This window comes from Streptomyces sp. NPDC050433, assembly GCF_044458565.1.
Taxonomy (GTDB): Bacteria; Actinomycetota; Actinomycetes; order Streptomycetales; family Streptomycetaceae; genus Streptomyces.
This window is the reverse complement of sequence record NZ_JBITIB010000015.1, coordinates 146,547-166,238: the sequence shown is the minus strand read 5'-3', so window position 1 is coordinate 166,238 and position 19,692 is coordinate 146,547. Positions and strand designations below refer to the sequence as shown.

The following is a 19,692-nucleotide window of genomic DNA, read 5'->3' as shown; positions in this document are numbered from 1 at the left end:
GAGGAACCATGAAGCTCATCCCGCTGCCGTTCGACATTCACAGCGCGTTCGAGAGACGGCCGGTCCCCGCCCGGCCCGTGATGCGCCAGGTTGACGCCGGAGGTGACGCCGCGTGAGATTGCTGAAGCGTCCCAAGCCCGCCGAGATCGCTGTGTCGGACAGCGAACGCGAGCTGTTCGGCGGCCCGCTCCGCTACGACACCGGCTGGTCCGACCACGAGTGGGCCTCCTTCGACCTGAGCCTGTTCGCCGCGGTCCGCACCATGCCGAGAATGGTGGCGGGCACCCTGCGACTCGCCTGGCGGGCGGATCGGCCGGCGCTGGTGACCGTCGGCGTCGCCGAGGCCGGCCAGGGGCTGACGGCCGCGCTGAGTCTGCTGGTCGTCAACTCCGTGCTCGGCTCGCTCCTCGGAGCAGGAGGCGCCGCCGACCGTGTCTCCGACGCGCTGCCCGCCCTGATCGTGGGCGCGGTGGTCGCCGTCGTGGGCGCGCTCCTGGCCTCGTGGTCCACATCGGCGGCCGGGCGGCTGGAGCCGAAGGTCGAACGGGCCGCGAACGAGCAGTACTTACGCGCCGCCGCGCGGGTGGAGCTGGAGGCGATCGAGGACGGCGAGTTCCGCCGCCTGATCGACACCGCGCAGCACGGCCCACCGTCGGCCCGGCGGATGATCGGTGCCTGCGTCGCGACCATGAACGGCGTCATCTCGCTGCTCGCCGTCGGCGGTGTACTGACCGTGCTGCACCCGCTGCTGCTGCCGATGCTCCTGCTGATCGCGGCGCCGCGCGGCTGGGGTGCGATGCGCGTGTCCCAGCGGCGGTATCTGTCGGTGATGTCCTGGGTGGAGCATTTGCGCGCCAGCCGGCTCATCGCCGGGCTGCTCATCTCCCGCTCCGCCGCGCACGAGGTACGGGTGCACGGCGTGGGCCGCTTCCTCCTGCGGCACTACCGCAACATGGCCGAGAGCGCGGAGTCCGAGGCGACGCGGCTCGCCAAGGACAAGGCGGTCACCGAGCTGCTGGCCGCGGCGCTGTCGGGTGTGGCCGCACTGATCACGTACGGGGCGATGGCCGGGCTCATCATGTCGGGGCGGATGGAGCTGGCCGTGGCGGGCACCGCCGTGATCGCGGTCCGCTCGGGTTCGGCGAGCCTGGGCGCTCTCGTGCTGACCACGAACTCGCTGCACGAGGAGTCTCTGTACGTACGTGACATGGAGCGGTTCCTCGCGGAGGCCGGCGACAGGTCCATCCCTTCCGGCGGCATCCCCATCCCCGAGCCGATGAAGATGATCACCTTCGAGGATGTCTCCTTCAGCTATCCGGACCGGGAGACGCCCGCGCTCACCGAGCTGTCCCTGGCGATCCCGATGGGCTCGGTGGTGGCCCTGGTCGGCGAGAACGGCTCCGGCAAGAGCACTCTCGTGAAGCTGCTCGCCGGGCTGCACCTGCCCGACAGTGGTCGGTTGACGTGGGACGGCGTCGATGTCGCGGAGGCGGACCGCGAGCAGATCTTCGACCGGGTGTCGCTTCTCACCCAGGACTTCGAGCGCTGGCCGGTGACCGCGAGGGCGAACATCGAGATCGGCCGACCCGACGCCGCCGAGGGCGACATGGAGGCGGCGGCGCGGTACTCGGGTGCGGACCGGATCGCCGAGGACCTGCCGAGGGGGTTCGACACCCTGCTGGCCCGTGTGTTCCGCGGGGCATCCGAGCTGTCGGGCGGGCAGTGGCAGAAGTTCGGGCTGGCCCGCGCCCACTACCGGGACGCCCGCGTGATCGTGGTGGACGAGCCCACATCGGCCCTCGATCCGGGCGCGGAGATCGCGGCCTTCGACCGGATCCGGGGGCTGGCCGACGAGCGGAGGGCCGTCGTACTCGTCACACACCGTATGTCCGGAGTGCGGTACGCGGACCTCATCTACGTACTGCACGAGGGCCGGCTGGTCGAACAGGGCGACCACGAGAGCCTGTTGGCGTCCGGGGGCAGATACGCCTCGATGTTCCGTATGCAGGCGGAGCAGTACGGCCACGGGTCCGCCGCCGGGAACGGGCTCCCGCACCAGGGCGGATCCGCCGTGAAACCTTCCTGACCCGCCGGTTCGTCGTCGGGCGCCGGACGTGCGGTGCGCGACGACGAGCCGGTCGGCGAACCGGCCTACGCCGCGTCGCGCATCACCTCCCTACGGATGCGCGCGCAGGAGTTGTTGATCAGCCGGGAGACGTGCATCTGCGAGATGCCGAGGTCCTTGGCGATGCTGCTCTGTGTCATCCCGTGGAAGAACCTCATAAAGAGGATCCTTTTCTCCCGGTCGGGAAGCCGGCGCAGGTTCGGCTTGACCGACTCGCGGTCGATCACCGCGTCCAGTGCCTCGTCCCAGCCGCCGAGGGAGTCACCGGGCGTCGCGGAACCCTCCTCGTCGAGGGCGGACAGATTGGCGTCGAGCGACAGCACGCTGAAACAGTCCATCGCCTCGACGCCCATGAGCACTTCGTCCTCGGTCATTTCCGCGTGCAGGGCGACGTCCTCCACGGTCGGCGCCATGTTCCCGTGCCGCTGAGCCAGTTCGTCGCGGGCGTCTCGCACACGGCCCCGTAACTCCTGTACCCGCCGCGGCACATGGACCGACCAGAGGCGGTCACGGAAGTGCCGCTTCAGCTCCCCGGTGATCGTGGGTACGGCGAAGCTCTCGAACGCGGTGCCCCGGTACGGGTCATACCGCTCCACGGCCTTCACCAGTCCGATCGCCGCGACCTGCCGCAGATCCTCCAGCGCCTCTCCCCGGTGCCGGAACCGGCCCGCCAGGCGGTCGGCCATCGGGAGCCAGGCGCACACGATCTCCTCGCGGGTCCGGTCCTTCTCGGGCCCGTCCGGCAGTCCGGCGGCCCGCTCGAAGGCCTCGGAGGTGTCGGGCACGTCCTCGTGTCTCACCCGGTAGGCCATCACCCGAGGGGTCATGATGCTGTTCAGCTCCTCGCTCCACGCGGCCGTCGTCACCGGGGAGCGCTCGGCCGGCCGCCGGGCGACGCCCGGAGCGGTACGCCGCTCCACGGACGTGCCTCCTGTCCGAAGCACGAACAGCGTGTGCCCCTGAACACCCCTTGCAAACAAAGGGTGTTCAGAGGCGGTTCGCGTGCGAGGACGCGTTCGCTCTCTCAGCCGTTGTCGTCGGGTTCGGCACCGTGCCAGACGGTTGTGACGTTGCAGAATTCGCGGATCCCGTGGTCCGACAGCTCCCGCCCGTAGCCGGAGCGCTTGACGCCGCCGAAGGGGAGCGCGGGGTGGGAGGCGGTCATCCCGTTGAAGAAGACACCGCCGGCCTGGAGGTCGCTTACGAAGCGCCGCACGTCCTCGTCGTCGCGCGTCCACACGTTGGAACTCAGTCCGAACGGAGTGTCGTTGGCGACGCGCACCGCTTCGTCGAGATCGGCCACGCGGTACACGGTGGCCACCGGGCCGAACGCCTCTTCGTGGTGGATGCGCATGTCGGGGGAGACATCCGTAAGGACAGTGGGTTCGTAGTACCAGCCGCGGCTCAGCCCGTCGGGACGGCGCCCGCCGCAGCGGGCCATGGCGCCCCGGTTGACCGCGTCGTCGACCAGCACCTCCAGGTCGGCGCGGCCCTGTTCGCTGGAGAGCGGGCCGATATCGGTGGACTCGTCCATCGGGTCGCCGACGGTCAGCTTCCGCATCCCGGCGACGAAGCGTTCACCGAACGCGTCGTAGACGTCGGCGTGCACGATGAAGCGCTTGGCCGCGATGCAGGACTGTCCGTTGTTCTGCACCCGGGCGGTCACCGCGGTCCGCGCGGCCCGGTCGATGTCGGCCGACGGCATCACGATGTACGGGTCGCTGCCACCGAGTTCGAGTACGGTCCGCTTCACCTCGTCGCCCGCGACGGCTGCGACGGAGCGCCCGGCCGGCTCACTGCCGGTCAGGGTCGCCGCGGCCACACGGCGGTCGCGCAGGATGCCCTCGACCGCGCCGGACCCCACGAGTAGCGTCTGGAAGCAGCCTTCGGGAAAGCCCGCCCTCCTGAAGAGGTCATCCAGATACAGCGCGGTCTGCGGGACGTTCGACGCGTGTTTGAGCAGACCGACGTTGCCCGCCATGAGGGCGGGGGCGGCGAACCGTACGACCTGCCAGAGCGGGAAGTTCCACGGCATGACCGCCAGCACGACGCCCAGTGGGCGGTAGCGGACATATGCGCGTGCGGCGCCCGAGTCCTGGATGTCGGCGGCCGACGGGTGCTCGTCGGCGAGCAGGTCCCGCGCGTGCCGCGCGTACCAGCGCATCGACTTGGCGCACTTCGCCGCCTCCGCGCGTGCCGCGCCGATCGGCTTGCCCATCTCCGTGGTCATGGTGCGGGCGATGTCGTCCTTGTCCTCCTCAAGTAGGTCGGCGGCGCGGTTCATCAGCGTGGCCCGGTGGTCGAAGCCCGTGGTGCGATACCGGTCGAAGGCGGCGGCAGCCGCGGCCAGCCGCCGCTCGATCTCGTCGGACCCCAGGGCGTCGAACGTCTTCAGGGTCGCGCCCGTGGCGGGATCGACCGTGGCGATGGGCATGGGACAGTCCTCCTCTGACTCGGTTCTCCGACACTCGCGCGGCGGGGGCGGGCCCGCAACGCGGGCGCGTACGCCGTCCGGCGGGGCTGATCAGGGCCGGACAGAGGGGGGCCGGGCGATGCGCGGCAGGGGGATCATGTACCCATGGCCCACGACCACACGCACATCCAGGAGTTCTTCGGCGTCCGGGCGGCGGACTGGGACGCGCGCTTCCCCGACGACGGCCCGGCCTACGCCGCCGCGGCGGCCGGCATGGGGCTGCGTCCGGGCGACAGCGTCCTGGACGCGGGCTGCGGCACCGGGCGCGCGCTGTCGGCCCTGCGCGATGCCGTGGGGCCGCGGGGCACGGTGCTGGGCGCCGATCTCACCCCCGAGATGCTCGTGGCGGCCGTCCGCAGCGGTCGCGACGCGGTCGGCGCCCTGCTGCTGGCGGACGTGGCGCGCCTGCCGCTGCGCGCGCACTCCCTGGACGCGGTCTTCGCCGCCGGACTGATCGCCCATCTGCCGGAGCCCGCCGCGAATCTGCGGGAGCTGGCCAGAGTCGTACGGCCCGGTGGGAGCCTGGCGCTGTTCCACCCCATCGGACGGGCCGCGCTGGCCGCCCGGCAGGGCCGCCGGATCACACCGGACGATCTGCGGGCCGAGGGCATGCTGCGTCCGCTGCTCGCGGGGGCGGGCTGGCGGCTGGACTCGTACGTGGACGAGGACGACCGCTTCCTCGCGCTCGCCGTACACGAGGGCTGACCCGCCCTGGTGGCCCCGCACGGCCGGGTGGCGGCCCGCACCGGGTGCCCTGTCGCGTGAACGGGTATCGACTTACGTTGGAGGCAGGGCCCCGAGGGATGTGCGGAAGGTGGAGGGACAATGTTCGACAAGCTGCGCCGGTTGTTCGTGACGAACCGAACCGCCGCGCCGGTCACCGAGCCGGCCGCGTCGTCCCGGAACCGGACACGGCAGCACAACCTGTTCGAGGCGGCTGCCGCCTACGTCTCGGCGACCGCCGAAGACGACCAGGACCGGATGGACGAGGCGTCGGGCTGGGTCTCCCCCGAGGCCCTGTCCTTCGGCGTCAACGAGCTGGCGTGCCGGGCCGTGATCGCGCTGGCACGGGAGCGGGACGAGTCACCGCAGACGGTGGCACGCAGCCTCCTCGGGCTGCCCGCCGCATGATGGCGGGATACGGACGGGCGCGGCCGATCACGCACCTCTCGACGGCCGGGCGGCGGACTGGCTAAGGTGCGCCGACAACCGATCGGACACGACCGATCGGATGGGGAGGTGCCGTGACAGGTACGGACGAATCCGCCGATGAGGACCAGCTGTTTGTGCTGTCGGCCGTACTGCTGACACCGGCGCAGTTCCCCAGCGTGCTCGGCGACGACTTCCCCGAGGCGTGCGTGACGCTCGGGCTGGAGCCGTACGAGCGTGGATACGGCCTGGTGCTCGGCCAGGACGGCACCGGCGCGCGCTGGACGGTGGCCGTCGACGACGTGTCGCTGGTGGCCGTCGCCATCGCCGCGTGGGACTGCGGCATGGAGTACGACCTGTCGCCCGACGAACGCACCGTGGTCGCGGCCCTGCCCGGCTGGCCGCTGGCCCTCTCGGTCGCGGCGCCCGGGATTCCCGCACCGCACGACCCCGACCCCGATTCGGAGCCGGGCATGGACGACGACGGGGCGAGACCGCCGCTCGCGCCGCCCGACACGGCGAGCTGGGGGTCGGCGCAGCGCCGTCTCGGCGCGGACGAGATCGCCCTTCAGTGGGAGGCCTGGCGCGCACAGTTCGATTCCGAGGACGAGGAGCGTACGAACACCGAGGGTGGAGCGGAGGCGGCTCCTGCGGGCGAGGACGCCTCGGACGCGGAGACCGATGGCGTCCCCGGCGGCCTGGAAGCCCTCCACGACGGCGTACGGCGTGTTCTGAAGGAGCTGCACGGCTACCTGGAGTCACCCCCTCCGCCGGGCCGCGTCCGCTCCGGCTTCGCACCCGCCGGCGCGCGGATGCTGCGGGCCGACGGCCCCGGCTGGTCCCTCGTCGCCAGGACCGACGACATCGCCTACATCCTCCTGGACGACGAACCGAACGAGGTGCTGCCGGTCGGTCGTGGGCCCGAGCTGCCGAAGCTCCTCGAAGCGCTCGACAAGATCGCTGTCCGCCCGTCCTGACCGGCCCGACTTTCCCGTCGTGACCGGCCCGGCACGTCACGAGCCCCCGTACGTCTCCGTACGGGGGCTCCTCCGCAGGTCAGCGCCGGGTCAGCGGCCGATCTCCTTGCGTGTGATGCGCTTGAGCCGACGGCGCTGCGACGGGTCGAGCATCAGATAGGCCACCGCGGGCACACCGAGCACCACCAGCAGCGACATCCAGAATCCGATGAATGGAATCAGGAGAAGACCGACGGCCACTCCCCCGACAGCGATCTTTGCCCTAGTCGACATTTCGACGCCTCCTCCGCGGCCGAAGCCGCTTACTGCTGATTGAACGCTCGCGCGCTTCCCCCAGTTCCACTATGCGCCGCCCGCGTGCGCGGTGCGTCGGTGAGCGGCGCTTCGTGTCGCGGGTCAGGCCGCGGCGCGCAGCGGTGCGCCGACCTCGTGCAGGTGTCCGAGTGCCTGCCGGTAGGAGTCGACCAGGCCCGTCTCGACGTAGGGGACGTCCAGCTCCCGGCAGTGCGCGCGGACCAGCGGCTGGGCCAGCCGCAGGTGGGGGCGCGGCATGCTCGGGAAGAGGTGGTGCTCGATCTGGTAGTTCAGGCCGCCAAGGAACCAGTCGGTGAAGAAGCCGCCCCGGATGTTGCGGGAGGTGAGGACCTGGCGGCGCAGATGCCCCCAGCTCGCGAACTCCTCCTCGGTCGGGATCTTCATGCCCTTGTGGTTGGGCGCGAACGCCATGCCCAGGTGGAGGCCGTACATCATCTGGTGGATCAGCAGGAAGACGACGGCCTGTCCGACGCTGAGGGTCGTGAAGAGCAGCGCGAGGTAGGCGATGACGTGCACGACGAGCAGTGAGCCCTCAAGAAGGCGCTCACGCGGGGTCTGACGGCTTGAGGTGCGGGAGAAGACGGACTGGAAGCCGTAGACCTTGAGGGCGATACCCTCCAGGGTCGTCAGCGGGAAGAACATCGCGGCCTGGTGGCGGGTGAGCCAGCGGCGAAATCCCTTGCGGCCTCCGGTCTGGTGCTGCGCGAAGACGAGGATGTCGGCGCCGACGTCCGGGTCCTTCTCCAGGTGGTTGGGGTTGGCGTGGTGCCGGTTGTGCTTGTCGTTCCACCAGTCCTGGCTCATTCCGAGCAGGAGATTGGCGTGGAAAAGCTGTACGAGACGGTTCCGATCTCGGGTGGCGCATATCTGGGCGTGGCCGGCGTCGTGCGCGACGAACGACATCCGGGCCGACAGGAGCGCCAGCGGCGGCGCCAGGAGCAGCGCCCACCAGGACGCTCCGATCAGCACCATGCCGGTCACGACCGCCGCAAGCCCGAGCAGATTGACGGCGATACCGCGGGCGTACCAGGCGGTCCGCCGTTCGAGGAGGCCCTGCTCCCTGACCGTCCGCAGAAGGGGCGCGAAGTCGCTGCCGCCTGTGCGGGCGGCGGCGGGGCCGGGGTCGGTGGTCTCCGCGACTGCTGCGGGGGCCTGGGGCATGTCGGTCTCCGGTCTGTAGGCCGACGATCGCGTAGATCGTTGAGCTGGGAAATGGCAGGTCTGTGAGGCCGTTCGAGTGGCGCTGTTGGAGCTTGATCGCGCCGACCGGGAGAAAGTTACGCGGAGTTGACCCTCCAAGGCCATGCGGCCAACACCCCGAGGTGACGGGGGATATTCCCGACTGAGGGGGTGGTGCTGCCTACACCCCTGTCGTGGCCCATGATTCTTGTCACCGTCCGGTGCCGCCCACCGGCGTTCCGCGCGAGGTACCCTCGGCCGCTCCACCTTCACTAGTCAAACTTGAGGAATGTGTCATCGCCGTACACAGGCCCTCCGCGGCTACACCCTCGCAGATCGCCGAACTCGCCCGCTGCCACGCGCTCTTCCTGCCCGCCGACCCGGCCCGTACCGGCCGGGTCGCCTTCTGGGCCCCGGACGGCACCGCTCTCCCTGACTGGCCCGCGCCACCGGACACGGCGGCGTCGCCGGACTCGACCGGAGCGTTGGACCCGGCCGGTTCCGTCGCGGACCTGACCGTCGTCGGTGACGACGTACAACTCCGTACCGTCCCGGCACTCTCGCTGCCCGTACGGGACGCGCTGCCCGTGCTGACCCGCGCCAGGGCCTCGGCGCATGCCTCGCCCGCGACGGCGTTCTGGGGCGCCGCCTCCCTGCTCGCCCTCCAACTGGCCGCGCGCGGCAAGCTGTTGCCCGGACTCTCGGCGGCCGGCCACGACGCCTGGCGGGCCGGGCCCGTCGCCGCCGACGACCTGGAGCGCATCCGCGCGCTCGCCGCCGCGATGCCGCCGGCCGCGCACGCCGTACCGCTCAACTCCGCCGCGGCGACGGGTCCGCTGCTGCTCGCCGAGCCGGAACGGCTGCTGCGGCAGTTCCTCGACGCGGTCGCCGACGGTCTCGTACGCACACCCGCCGCGCCGATCGCCGCCGGATCGCCCGCCTTCGCCGCGCCGGAGCCGCGCCGGCTGCCCGAACTGCGCGGCTGGGCCGCCGACGTGGCGGCCGGGCACGACGCGGGCGTACGACTGTCGCTCAGGGTGGAGCTGCCCGGTCTGGCCGGCGTGCGGGACACCTCCCGTTCCGACGGCGCCTCCACTGAAGGCGACTCTTCCGACAGCGACGTTTTCGGCTCCGCCCCCGCGTTCCGCGCCGTCCTACAGATGCACAGCGTCAGCGATCCGTCGGTCGTCGCCGACGCGAGCGAGGTGTGGGCCGGTACGGGGCCCGCCGACGCCTCGGGCGAGTCGTTCGGTCCGCGGGCCCGGATGGACGCCCTGCTGGCCCTGCGGCGGGCCGCACGCGCCTGGCCGCCGCTGGCCCCGCTCCTGTCGGCCACGGTGCCCGACGCCATCGACCTCGCCGACGAGGAGGTCACCGAACTGCTCGGAGAGGCATCCCGCGCGCTGGCGGCCACCGGTGTCCAGGTGCACTGGCCGAAGGCACTGGCGCGCAAGCTGACGGCGCGCGCCGTGATCGGCCCGCCCGGCGACGAGCCGGGCCCCCGGTCGTACGACACGCGGGGCGACACGCCGGGTCGAGCCCGCGACGACGAGGACGACACGCGCGGCGGCGGGCTCTCGGACACGGCCGGTTCGGATCTGCCGTCCTTCCTGTCCGCCGACGCGTTGCTCGCCTTCAACTGGCGGTTCGCACTGGGCGACCACGAGCTGACCCGCGCCGAGCTGGACCGCCTCGCCGAGGCGACCCGCCCTGTCGTACGGCTGCGCGACCAGTGGGTCCTCATCGACCCCGAGGAAGCCAGGCGGTTCCGGGAGAGCCAAGACCGCAAGGTCACGCCCGTCGACGCGCTCGGAGCCGTACTCACCGGATCCACCGAGGTGGACGGGCGCCGGGTCGAGGTACAGGCGTCGGGCTGGCTCGCGGCGCTGCGCGACCGTCTCGCCGACCCGGAGGGTACGGACCAGGAGATCGGCCAGCCGGCGTCCCTGACGGCGACGCTGCGCGACTACCAGCTGCGCGGCCTCAACTGGCTGCACCGGATGACGTCGCTCGGTCTCGGCGGCTGTCTCGCCGACGACATGGGGCTCGGCAAGACCATCACCGTCATCGCACTCCATCTGCACCGCCAGAGCGACGAGTCGGCGGCCGGTCCCACGCTGGTGGTCTGCCCGACGTCGCTGATGGGCAACTGGCAGCGCGAGATCGAACGGTTCGCACCCGGCACGTCGGTGCGTCGCTTCCACGGCGCGTCGCGCGGCCTGGACGCCCTCGCGGACGGCGAGTTCGTGCTCACGACGTACGGCACGATGCGCCTGGACGCGCCGAAGCTCGCGGCTGCCGAGTGGGGCATGGTCGTCGCCGACGAGGCGCAGCACGTGAAGAATCCGTACTCGTCGACCGCCGGCCAACTGCGCACCATCGGCGCCAAGGCGCGCGTCGCCCTGTCCGGCACTCCGGTGGAGAACAACCTCTCCGAGCTGTGGGCGATCCTCGACTGGACGACGCCGGGGCTCCTCGGCCGGCTCGCCACCTTCCGTACGCGTTACGCGCAGGCGGTCGAGGGGGGCGACCCGGCGGCGGCTGAGCGGCTGTCCGCGCTGGTGCGGCCGTTCCTGTTGCGGCGCCGCAAGTCGGATCCGGGCATCGCGCCCGAGTTGCCGCCGAAGACGGAGACCGACCGGGCGGTGTCGCTCACCACGGAGCAGGCGGGGCTCTACGAGGCCGTCGTACGCGAAACCCTCGCGGCGATCTCGGAGGCCGACGGCATGGAACGCCGCGGCCTCGTCATGAAGCTGCTGACATCGCTCAAGCAGATCTGCAACCATCCCGCGCAGTTCCTCAAAGAGGACGACTCGCCGCGTGTCGCCGGGCGTTCGGGGAAGGTCGAGCTGCTGGACGAACTGCTCGACACGATCCTCGCCGAGGAGGCGAGCGTGCTCGTCTTCACGCAGTACGTACAGATGGCGCGGCTCCTCGAACGGCATCTGGCCGCGCGTGGCGTCCCCACGCAGTTCCTGCACGGCGGCACACCGGTCGGGCAGCGCGAAGTGATGGTGCGGCGGTTCCAGGAGGGTGAAGTCCCTGTCTTCCTGCTGTCGTTGAAGGCGGCGGGCACCGGTCTCAATCTGACTCGCGCCGAGCATGTGGTGCACTTCGACCGCTGGTGGAACCCGGCCGTCGAGGCGCAGGCGACGGACCGCGCGTACCGAATCGGCCAGAACCGGCCGGTGCAGGTGCACCGCATGATCGCGGAGGGCACGATCGAGGACCGGATCGCCGACATGCTCGCGCGCAAACGGCAGCTGGCGGACGCCGTCCTCGGCGCCGGTGGTGAGGCGGCACTGACCGAACTGACCGACGACGAGCTGGCCGATCTGGTCGAGCTGCGAGGGAGTGCGCGATGACCGGAGCCGACAGCGGCAGCAACGGCGGCAGTGGCGGCGTCAGCGGCGTCAGCAGTGGAGGTCGCGGTACGGAGGGGAACGAGCGCACCTTCGCCGCCCTGCCGCCCGCGCGGGGCCGCGCCTTCGCGCAGACGTGGTGGGGACAGGCGTGGCTGAAGGCCCTTGAGGACACGGCGCTCGACTTGGGTCAGCTCAAGAAGGGACGCAAGCAGGCCCGCGACGGCGCGGTCGGCGCGGTGTCCGTACGGCCCGGAAGGATCACGGCTGTCGTACGGGACAGGGACGGCACGGCCCAGCGCAGCGACGTGCTGTTGCAGCAGCTCAGTACTGAGGAGTGGGACCGGTTCCTGGACATGGCGGTCGAGCGCGCGGGGCACATCGCCGCGCTGCTGGACCGCGACATGCCGCCGCATCTTGTGGAGGACGCGGCGAGTGCCGGGGTCGAACTGCTGCCCGGCATCGGCGACCTGGAGCCTGAGTGCGCCTGTGACGCCTGGGACCTGTGTCCGCACACGGCGGCACTCTGCTACCAGGTGGCGCGGCTGTTGGACGAGGATCCGTTCGTCCTCCTACTGATGCGCGGCCGGGGCGAGCGCCGGCTCCTCGACGAGTTGCAGGTGCGGTCGGCGCGAGCCGCGCGGACGGACCGGAGCCCGGCCGATGAGCCGGCGGGCATACGCGCGGACGAGGCGTTCGCGGCACGGGACATCCTCCCGCCGCTGCCGCCTCCCCCGCCGGTCCCTGAGGAGCCCGGACTGCCGCCGTCCCTCGACACGGAGGCGGAGCCGCCGCCGGGGATCGACGCGGACGCGCTGGAGTTCCTGGCGGCGGACACGGCGGGACGCGCGCTGCGGCTGCTGGCCGACGCGCTGTCCGCCGGGCACGAACGCCACCCGCTCGACGCGGAGTTGACACCCGCCCAGGACGCCGTCCGGCTTGCGGCGTCGTGCGACGATCCGCTGATCGTGGTACGGCTCGCCGGGGGCACCGGCCGTCGGCGCGCCGAACTGGACCTGGCCGTGGCTGCCTGGCACCAGGGCGGCGCGGCGGCTCTCGCCGTACTGGAGGAGGAGTGGCACCCGGACCCCGAGGCACTGGCCCGCGCGAAGGCGGACCTGGCGGGGGCGTGGGAGGAGAGCGAACGCCCGCAGCTCCGCGCGGGCGCGGCGGGTCGCTGGACGGTGGTGGGAGCGGACACCCAGCTCCGCTACGGGCGCGACGGGCGCTGGTGGCCGTACCGCAAGGTACGGGGGCGCTGGGTCCCTGCGGGGCCTCCCGCTCCCGATCCGGCGTCGGCGTCCGCCTCTGCGTCGGCGAGCGTGGGGGTGGAGGTCTGACGGTGCGGGGGCGGGACGCTGCGCGGGGCCCTTCCCCTACCCGCCCCTTCCCACAACCGGGGCTCCGCCCCGGACTCCGCGCCTCAAACGCCGGCGGGGCTGAAAGTGCCCCCGAGCCTCGCCCGGTGACGTACCCGCGGCGAACATGGGGGAGGCCGGTGCAGTAGTGGCCTCGGGAGGCCGAGTTGGCCGACGCGTGGGTGGCCCTGAAAAAAGTAGCGGATGCGGCGGAACGACGCGGAGCGATGCGCCGCGCGGACGAGGCGTTCGCGACCGCCGGGCGGGTCGACCGGCCCGTACGACCCGTGGTGGCCGACTCCTGGCGGCGTTCCGCCCGCGCGCACGTCCGTCCCGAAGGGACGGCCCGTGTCGAGCTGTCCGACGACGACCTGGGCGCCTACCGGGACGCGCACCCACTGGCACGCGTGATGCCGCTCTTCCGTGAGCTGATGGGCGCCTACGCGTCGGACGGTGAACATCTGATCGCGGTGTACGACGCGCACGGTCGCCTCCTGTGGGTCGAGGGCCACGCCGCGACCCGCGCGAGAGCCGGCACGATGAGCTTCGTGCCCGGCGCCCGCTGGTCCGAGACCGCCGCGGGCACGAACGCGCCGGGCACCGCCATCGCCGTCGACCGGCCCGTCCAGGTGTTCGCCGCCGAGCACTTCCTGCGTCCCGTGCACCCCTGGACCTGCGCCGCCGCTCCCACCACGACCCGCGCACCGGTCGGCTGCTCGGCGCCGTGGACATCACCGGCGGTGACCGGCTGGCCCATCCGCACAGCCTGGCCTTCGTGGGCGCCGTCGCCAGAGCCGCCGAGTCGCAGCTCGCCCTGCTGGGGGGTCCTGTAGGCGAGGGACTGGGGCTCGCGTGCTGCCGTGCAAGGGCGCAAGCTGGAAGCAGCGTGTGATCGGGTGCGGGCGGTTCCGGCGGCCGGGCCGGGATTTGCGCACGAGGACGCTGGGGAGGCAACGTGCCGGGTGACCTCTTCGGACTGGACAAGGTGCTCGCCGCGGCGGAAGACGCGGCACCGGGGGCGTCTCTCGCCGTGGTGGCGCGCAATCTGCGCGACCGGTTCGACGCGCGGGCGGTGTCGTTCCTGTTCGTCGACCTCGTCGGCCAGCAGATGGTGCGCGTCGACGAGACGATCGCCTCGCAGGCCGCCCTCCACGCCGGTCGGATCCGGCTGGCCGGCAGCGTCTACGACCGAGTGCTGCGCACCCAGGAACTGGTGCAGGCCCCCGCCGCCGGGCACGGAAAGCGGGTACTGGCCCCGGTGACCAACCGCGGCGACACCATCGGCGTCCTGGAGCTGTCCCTGCCGCACGTCAGCCAGGAAATCCTGGAAGAAGTCCGCGAGGCCGCGCACGCGCTGGCGTACATCATCGTCACCGACCGCCGCTTCACCGACCTCTACCGGTGGGGCCAGCGCGCCACCCCGCTCACCCTGGCCGCCGAGATCCAGCGCCAGCTCCTGCCCGGCGCGCCTTCCTGCGAAGCCGCACAGTTCGTGCTCGCCGCGGCCCTGGTACCCGCCGACGACGCCGCCGGGGACACTTACGACTACACCCTCAACAACGACACCCTGCACCTGTCCATCACCGACGCCATGGGCCACGACGTCAACGCCGCCCTCATGGCCACCCTCCTGGTCAACGCCTCGCGCGGCGCCCGCCGCGACGGCGCCGACCTCGCCGGCCAGGCCCACAAGATCCACCAGGCCATCCTCGACCACGGCCACCACACCCTCGCCACCGGTCAGCTCCTGCGCATCGCCCTCGACGGAACCGGCGCACAGCTCGTCAACGCCGGACACCCCTGGCCACTGCTCCTTCGCGACGGCACGGTAAACGAGGCGCGCCTGGACATCGACCTGCTCTTCGGCGCCCCCGGAGGCACCGTCTACCACGTACAGGACCTCGACCTGCGCCCCGGCGACCGGCTCCTGCTCTACACCGACGGCATGCAAGAACAACAAGCCGAGTCCGTCGACCTGCCCGGCCTCATACGCGACACAGCCTCCGAACATCCCCGAGAGGTCGTGCGCGTCCTGACAGCAGCGGTCACCGACGCCTGCGACGGCCACCTGGCCGACGACGCCACCGTGCTGTGCCTCGACTGGCACGGCCCCCACCACGACACCCGCCACACCCACACCGGAGCCGGCCGACAAGGACCGCGCGTCCCGCCGGAGACCGGCGATGGCGGCTGATGTGTGACCTCGTTACGGCCGTAACGAGGTCACGGGACTTCTTTCGGTTCCGAAAAAGGTTGGGTGCCGGAGCTTCTCCGCACGTGCCGAACTTGCCTGAACAACCATCGGATACTTGTAAGGCACGGGCCCTCAGGGCTACTTGCCAGAACATGCCTGACGCTCAATCGGCACCCTAGATAACTCCAGCGTCGCGGACAACCGGCCTTCCGCCTCGCGCAGGACGACGTCGGCGAGCGCCTTGGGCCCGCTGCTGGACCCGGCTCGTCCGCATTCGCGGACAAGGTGCGCCGGCGGAACCATGCCGTACGGATGCCGCGGCCTCAGTCCTGAAGCCCCGCCCGGCTCGCGACCGCCGCGCCCAGTCGGCTCACTTCGGCGTCGCCCAGATGCAGTTCCGCAGCGCTGGCGGAGTCGAGGATCGTCTCGGGGCGGCGAGCGCCCGGTATGGGGATGACCACCGGGCTGGTGGACAACAGCCAGGACAGCGCAGTGCGTTGAGGGCTGGCGTCGTGGGCGCGACCCACCTCGGTGAATGCGGCGGTCAGTTCGTCGTCCCTCGTGCCGACCGTGCCCAACGGCCGCCAGGCCAGGAACGCCAGGCCGAGTTCTTCCGCGCGGCGCAGTACCGCGCGGTGCTGGGTGGCGCTGGGCGAGAACTCGTTCTGCACGGCGACGAGGGCCTCGCCCAACAGCTCGTGGGCCAGGTCGAGTTCGGCGACGGTGACGTTGGATACGCCCACCGAGGTGACCGTCCCCTCCGCGAGCAGCCGGAGCAGCGCGGTCAGCGAGTCGGCGATCGGCACCACCGGGTCCGGGGCGTGCAGGAAGAACAGCTCGATGCGGTCGAGGCGGAGCCGGTCGCGGGACGCGGTGGCCGAGCGGACGAGGTGGTCGGGGCTGCTGTCGGTGAGCCATCGCCCGTCGCCCGGCCGGACCCGGCCCGCCTTTGTCACCACCGTGACTCCGGCCGCGTCGCCGTCCCAACTGTCCAATGAGTCGGCGATCAGCGTCTCGTTGTGCCCTACCTCGTCGGCGCCGGTGTGGTAAGCGGAGGCGGAGTCGATGAGGGTCACTCCGGCGTCGAGCGCGGTGTGGATCGTTGCCATGGCCTGAGCACGGTCCGGACGGCCCTCGATGGACAGCAGCATGCCGCCCAGGCCGACCGGGAAGACCTTCGAACGCCCGCACGCGCGGGTCGGGTTGGTGAAGTGCGGTGAGTGGTGCATACGGCTCCCTGTCTCGTTGATGGTGCTGCCACGCGGCAGCCGCCGGGCGGCACAACTCCGGTCGGCGAACAGTCGATTCGGCGACCGGCCCGGCGATTCCCGGCGGTTGCCGCACGCGCCGCGCTAGCGGCGTACCGCGAGGCGGCCCCGCGAGAAGACGGCGGCGACCTCGGCCGTCGGGTCCGCCAACCGCTCGACGTGGACAGCGGGGTTGTGGCGGGTCAGGACGATGTCGGCGCGGGCGCCGGGGGCGAGCACACCGAGTTCACCGGCCGCGCCGAGCAGCCGGGCACCGGTGGTGGTGGCGCTGCGCAGCACCGCCCAGCCCGGCTGCACCCTGGCCCGCAGCGCGAACTCCTGCGACTGATGGACGTGCATGGCACCGAGCAGGTCGGTGCCGAAGGCGATCGGAGCGTCGGCGGCGTGGGCGTGGGCCAGCGCGGTGAGGCCACTGTCACGCACGGCCGCGACCTTGGCGGTGCTCGCGGGAGGGAGCCCGTGGAGCGGGCCCTCCTCCGCCAGCACCGTGTACGTCACCAGCGTCGGCACGTAGTACGTGTCGTGCTCGGCGAACAGCCGCGCCTCGTCAGGGCCGATCAGGTTGCCGTGTTCGATGGTGCGTACGCCCAGTCGCAGCGCGCGGGCCACCGCCTCCTGGGTGTAGGCGTGCCCGGCGCAGTAGACGCCCGCCCGCCTTGCCTCGTCGACCGCCGCGCGGATCTCGTCCTCGCTGTACTGCGGGGTGTCGATCCGGTCGGTGGGGCTGGAGATCCCGCCGGAGAGCATCAGTTTCACGAACGACGCCCCGGACCGTACGGCTTCCCGTACGGCGGTGCGCAGGGCGTCGGGTCCGTCGACGATCCGGCCGATGCCGGGCGCGGCCGGGTGGTCGTCGGCGTGGTGCCGGCCTCGGGGCCGCAGGTCGCCGTGTCCCCCGGTCTGCGACAGCGCTTTGCCGCACACGTACAGCCGGGGGCCGGGCGCCAGCCCCTCGTCCAGGGCGTCGGCCAGTCCGGCGTCCGCGCCGCCCGCGTCCCGGACCGTGGTGAAGCCGCGTTCGAGCATCGCGCGCAGTTCGCGTAGCGCGTGGGCGGTGACGTAGCTGGGCGGCATCCCGGTGTCGGCCCACTCGTCGGCCGTCACCGAGGTGACGTGCACGTGGCAGTCGATGAATCCGGGGACCGCGTACAGGTCGGTGCCGTCCAGGTCACCGGGCGCGAGTGGGTCGGGGGTGTCGGCCGCGACGGCGGTGATCCGGTCGCCCTCCAGGGTGATCCGCCGGTCCCTGAGCACCTGTTCGCTCTCGGGGTCCACCACGTGGACGTGTCTGATGTCCATTCCGGTAGCCTCTCCCTCGTTTCCGCTGAGCCGATCCGCCGGTCGCCTACTTCACTCGCGCCCCCGGCGCTCAGGCGCCGAACAGCTCGTCGACGGTGGTCGTGGTGTTGGCGTTGCCGACCATGAAGCCGTAGTCGCCCGGTGCGGTGCGGGTGTAGCCCTCTCGGCTGAGCACCAGGATGTTGGAGTCGTAGGGCGCGACGAGCTGTTCCAGCGTCTCGAACGTGTACGGGTCCACGACCTCGCCCAGCACCGTGCCGCCCTTGATCACCTCACCGAGCCGGTCGGGGGTGAAGTGGGAGATCATCGTGCCGCCCTTGGCCGGGCGCAGCGTGAGGAGTTCGGTCATCACCGTCTGCCGCTCGACGATGGCCTCCGGGGCGCCTTCCAGCATGCCAATGCCCTTGAGCATGTTGCGGCCCTGGTGTACGGCCTTGTCCAGGAAGGCGTCGGTCAGTTGGCCGCCGCCGCCGAGTTCGCAGACGGTCGAGGCGATGCCGTTCTTGATGGCCCACGCGCTGGAGGTGCCCTCGTAGGGCTCGTGGTGGTAGAGCAGCGCGGCGCCGAAGGACGTGGCCATCTCCCGGCCGTCGTCCATGATGTACGAGTACTCGACCGTGGAGTACAGGCCGCTGGAGTGGAAGTCCACGAAGTAGTCGGCCTGGAGCATGATCTCGGCGAGCACGGCGGCCAGTTGCTCGGTGACCGAGCCGTTGCGGTCGCCGGGGAAGATGCGGTTGAGGTTGAGACCGTCCTGCGGGGTGAAGCGGGACATCGCCGCGTACGCGTACGGGTTCGCCACCGGTACGGCGACGATCGTGCCCGCCAGCTCGGCGGGGTCGACCGACGAGACGAACCTGCGTATCTCCTCGGGGCCCATGGCCTCGTCGCCGTGGACGCCGCCGAAGGCGACCAGGGTGGGTCCTGGCCGGGCGCCGGTCAGGCGGTGGACGGTCAGCACGAGGTCGTGCCCGCTGTCCACGCGGGTGACGGGGACGGTCTCGATGGTGTGGCCGGGCTGCGTGGCCGGGGTCCCGGTGGCTGTGGTGTCGCTCATCCGCTGTGTCTCCTTGCTGATACGGCTATGGGGTACGGGGATCGGTGCTCGCTCATATCGGTGCCGGGGCCGGGGACGGTGTCCCCGGCCCCGGCCGAGGGTCACCGCATGTCGCCGATCGCGGACGCCTCCTGGCGCAGCGCGGGGACGGCTCCTTCGGCGAGGTCGAGAGTGAAGCGGGCGGCGGGCCCGCTGATGGAAAGACCGGCGACCGCCAGACCGTCCGGGCCGATGACGGCGGCGGCCCGGCAGCGCAGACCCACGCTGTAGGTCTCCTCGTCCACGGCGTAGCCGCGCCGCCGTGCCTCCTCCAGCTCCGGCTGTATCTTCTCCAGCGTGGCCTCGGGGTCGGCCACGTCGGCGCCGCGCAGCAGCGCGAGCTGCCGGGCTCGCGGCAGGCGGGACATGATGGCTTTGCCGAGGGCGGAGTTGTCGGGCGGGATGAACTCGCCGATCCGGTTCACCGCTCGCAGCGGCTGCTCGGACTCGGTGCGGGCGATGATGAACATGCTGTTCCCGACGATGCGTCCGGCCGTCGTGCTCTCGCCGGTGATGCCGGTGAGCAGCCGGGTGGCCTGCTGGAGGCGGTCGTTGCTGTAGAGGTGTTCGCTGACGGCGGCGGCCATGACGGCGAGCCGTCGGCCGGGTACGAAGCGGTGCGTGGCGGTCTCGTTGAGGAAGCCCCAGGCGACGAGTTGGGCCGTCAGCCGGGACACAGTGGACAACGGCGCATCGGCCGCCGCCGCCAGTTCGGTAAGTGTCAGTGGCGCGCCCTCGGCGACCACGGACTGTTCCAACAGGTTGAGGATGCGCCCCATGTAGCTGGGTGATTTGGTGTTCTCTGTGGGGGCGGGTCTGGGGACTTCGGTGTCCTCTGCCATGGGTACGTACCTCTCCTGTCGTCCCAAGTCGGTTGCGTAGGGCGGCTGTTCGGGC

15 protein-coding genes and 1 pseudogene are annotated in these 19,692 nt (G+C 71.6%); 8 read left to right on the top strand and 8 right to left on the bottom strand.

Annotation, left to right across the window (positions count from 1 at the left end):
• Positions 1-112 precede the first annotated feature (112 nt).
• Positions 113-2,086 carry an ABC transporter ATP-binding protein gene (locus tag ACIBLA_RS20180; RefSeq protein ID WP_399199335.1) on the top strand — a complete coding sequence of 658 codons (1,974 nt, stop codon included), beginning with the start codon at positions 113-115 and terminating at the stop codon, positions 2,084-2,086.
• Positions 2,087-2,151: 65 nt separating this feature from the next.
• On the opposite strand, the gene ACIBLA_RS20175 is transcribed toward ACIBLA_RS20180, so the two are convergent.
• Positions 2,152-2,952 carry a SigB/SigF/SigG family RNA polymerase sigma factor gene (locus tag ACIBLA_RS20175; RefSeq protein ID WP_399199357.1) on the bottom strand — a complete coding sequence of 267 codons (801 nt, stop codon included), beginning with the start codon at positions 2,950-2,952 and terminating at the stop codon, positions 2,152-2,154.
• A 197-nt stretch (positions 2,953-3,149) separates the two neighbouring features.
• Complete coding sequence (locus ACIBLA_RS20170; RefSeq protein ID WP_399199334.1) at positions 3,150-4,559, bottom strand: NADP-dependent succinic semialdehyde dehydrogenase; 1,410 nt, start codon at positions 4,557-4,559, stop codon at positions 3,150-3,152.
• Between the two features lie 144 nt (positions 4,560-4,703).
• Here ACIBLA_RS20170 and ACIBLA_RS20165 point away from each other — a divergent pair, with 144 nt between their 5' ends.
• From ACIBLA_RS20165 to ACIBLA_RS20155, 3 genes are all read left to right on the top strand, one after another.
• The gene (locus ACIBLA_RS20165) at positions 4,704-5,303 is read left to right on the top strand and encodes a class I SAM-dependent methyltransferase (RefSeq protein WP_363246068.1); all 600 of its coding nucleotides are present in this window, start codon (positions 4,704-4,706) and stop codon (positions 5,301-5,303) included.
• A 120-nt stretch (positions 5,304-5,423) separates the two neighbouring features.
• Positions 5,424-5,729: a hypothetical protein gene (locus tag ACIBLA_RS20160; RefSeq protein WP_363246067.1), complete on the top strand. Its 306-nt coding sequence runs from the start codon at positions 5,424-5,426 to the stop codon at positions 5,727-5,729.
• A gap of 113 nt (positions 5,730-5,842) precedes the next feature.
• The gene (locus ACIBLA_RS20155; protein ID WP_363246066.1) at positions 5,843-6,724 is read left to right on the top strand and encodes a hypothetical protein; all 882 of its coding nucleotides are present in this window, start codon (positions 5,843-5,845) and stop codon (positions 6,722-6,724) included.
• A gap of 90 nt (positions 6,725-6,814) precedes the next feature.
• Here ACIBLA_RS20155 and ACIBLA_RS20150 read toward each other — a convergent pair whose 3' ends face one another.
• The gene (locus tag ACIBLA_RS20150; RefSeq protein ID WP_031228443.1) at positions 6,815-6,997 is read right to left on the bottom strand and encodes a hypothetical protein; all 183 of its coding nucleotides are present in this window, start codon (positions 6,995-6,997) and stop codon (positions 6,815-6,817) included.
• A gap of 123 nt (positions 6,998-7,120) precedes the next feature.
• On the bottom strand, positions 7,121-8,200 hold the full coding sequence (locus ACIBLA_RS20145) for an acyl-CoA desaturase (protein ID WP_363246065.1): 1,080 nt from the start codon (positions 8,198-8,200) through the stop codon (positions 7,121-7,123).
• Positions 8,201-8,514: 314 nt separating this feature from the next.
• Between ACIBLA_RS20145 and ACIBLA_RS20140 the strand changes: the two genes are divergently transcribed.
• The 4 genes and pseudogenes from ACIBLA_RS20140 to ACIBLA_RS20125 all read left to right on the top strand — a co-directional run bounded on the left by ACIBLA_RS20140 (position 8,515) and on the right by ACIBLA_RS20125 (position 15,132).
• Positions 8,515-11,583, top strand: a complete 3,069-nt coding sequence (locus tag ACIBLA_RS20140) for a DEAD/DEAH box helicase (protein WP_363246078.1) — start codon at positions 8,515-8,517, stop codon at positions 11,581-11,583.
• Complete coding sequence (locus ACIBLA_RS20135) at positions 11,580-12,920, top strand: SWF or SNF family helicase (RefSeq protein ID WP_399199333.1); 1,341 nt, start codon at positions 11,580-11,582, stop codon at positions 12,918-12,920. The genes ACIBLA_RS20140 and ACIBLA_RS20135 overlap by 4 nt, the downstream gene beginning before the upstream one ends.
• 185 nt (positions 12,921-13,105) lie before the next feature.
• Positions 13,106-13,767 (top strand): annotated as a pseudogene (locus ACIBLA_RS20130) (GAF domain-containing protein); the annotation flags it as partial.
• A 126-nt stretch (positions 13,768-13,893) separates the two neighbouring features.
• Complete coding sequence (locus ACIBLA_RS20125; RefSeq protein ID WP_399199332.1) at positions 13,894-15,132, top strand: PP2C family protein-serine/threonine phosphatase; 1,239 nt, start codon at positions 13,894-13,896, stop codon at positions 15,130-15,132.
• A 323-nt stretch (positions 15,133-15,455) separates the two neighbouring features.
• Here the strand turns inward: ACIBLA_RS20125 and ACIBLA_RS20120 are convergent, their stop codons facing one another.
• The 4 genes from ACIBLA_RS20120 to ACIBLA_RS20105 form a co-directional block, all read right to left on the bottom strand.
• Complete coding sequence (locus ACIBLA_RS20120) at positions 15,456-16,361, bottom strand: aldo/keto reductase (protein ID WP_399199331.1); 906 nt, start codon at positions 16,359-16,361, stop codon at positions 15,456-15,458.
• Positions 16,362-16,484: 123 nt separating this feature from the next.
• The gene (locus ACIBLA_RS20115) at positions 16,485-17,699 is read right to left on the bottom strand and encodes an amidohydrolase family protein (protein ID WP_363246061.1); all 1,215 of its coding nucleotides are present in this window, start codon (positions 17,697-17,699) and stop codon (positions 16,485-16,487) included.
• Between the two features lie 70 nt (positions 17,700-17,769).
• The gene (locus ACIBLA_RS20110) at positions 17,770-18,756 is read right to left on the bottom strand and encodes a M14 family metallopeptidase (RefSeq protein ID WP_363246060.1); all 987 of its coding nucleotides are present in this window, start codon (positions 18,754-18,756) and stop codon (positions 17,770-17,772) included.
• A 101-nt stretch (positions 18,757-18,857) separates the two neighbouring features.
• Positions 18,858-19,637: an IclR family transcriptional regulator gene (locus tag ACIBLA_RS20105; protein ID WP_363246059.1), complete on the bottom strand. Its 780-nt coding sequence runs from the start codon at positions 19,635-19,637 to the stop codon at positions 18,858-18,860.
• Positions 19,638-19,692: the final 55 nt, after the last annotated feature.

What these genes read in the sequence shown, in the direction of transcription:
- ACIBLA_RS20160 (WP_363246067.1), top strand. Translation starts at nt 5,424, where the DNA reads ATGTTCGACAAGCTGCGCCGGTTGTTCGTGACGAACCGAACCGCCGCG.
- ACIBLA_RS20115 (WP_363246061.1), bottom strand. Translation starts at nt 17,699, where the DNA reads ATGGACATCAGACACGTCCACGTGGTGGACCCCGAGAGCGAACAGGTG.
- ACIBLA_RS20135 (WP_399199333.1), top strand. Translation starts at nt 11,580, where the DNA reads ATGACCGGAGCCGACAGCGGCAGCAACGGCGGCAGTGGCGGCGTCAGC.
- ACIBLA_RS20105 (WP_363246059.1), bottom strand. Translation starts at nt 19,637, where the DNA reads ATGGCAGAGGACACCGAAGTCCCCAGACCCGCCCCCACAGAGAACACC.
- ACIBLA_RS20110 (WP_363246060.1), bottom strand. Translation starts at nt 18,756, where the DNA reads ATGAGCGACACCACAGCCACCGGGACCCCGGCCACGCAGCCCGGCCAC.
- ACIBLA_RS20175 (WP_399199357.1), bottom strand. Translation starts at nt 2,952, where the DNA reads ATGACCCCTCGGGTGATGGCCTACCGGGTGAGACACGAGGACGTGCCC.
- ACIBLA_RS20145 (WP_363246065.1), bottom strand. Translation starts at nt 8,200, where the DNA reads ATGCCCCAGGCCCCCGCAGCAGTCGCGGAGACCACCGACCCCGGCCCC.
- ACIBLA_RS20165 (WP_363246068.1), top strand. Translation starts at nt 4,704, where the DNA reads ATGGCCCACGACCACACGCACATCCAGGAGTTCTTCGGCGTCCGGGCG.
- ACIBLA_RS20170 (WP_399199334.1), bottom strand. Translation starts at nt 4,559, where the DNA reads ATGCCCATCGCCACGGTCGATCCCGCCACGGGCGCGACCCTGAAGACG.
- ACIBLA_RS20150 (WP_031228443.1), bottom strand. Translation starts at nt 6,997, where the DNA reads ATGTCGACTAGGGCAAAGATCGCTGTCGGGGGAGTGGCCGTCGGTCTT.
- ACIBLA_RS20120 (WP_399199331.1), bottom strand. Translation starts at nt 16,361, where the DNA reads ATGCACCACTCACCGCACTTCACCAACCCGACCCGCGCGTGCGGGCGT.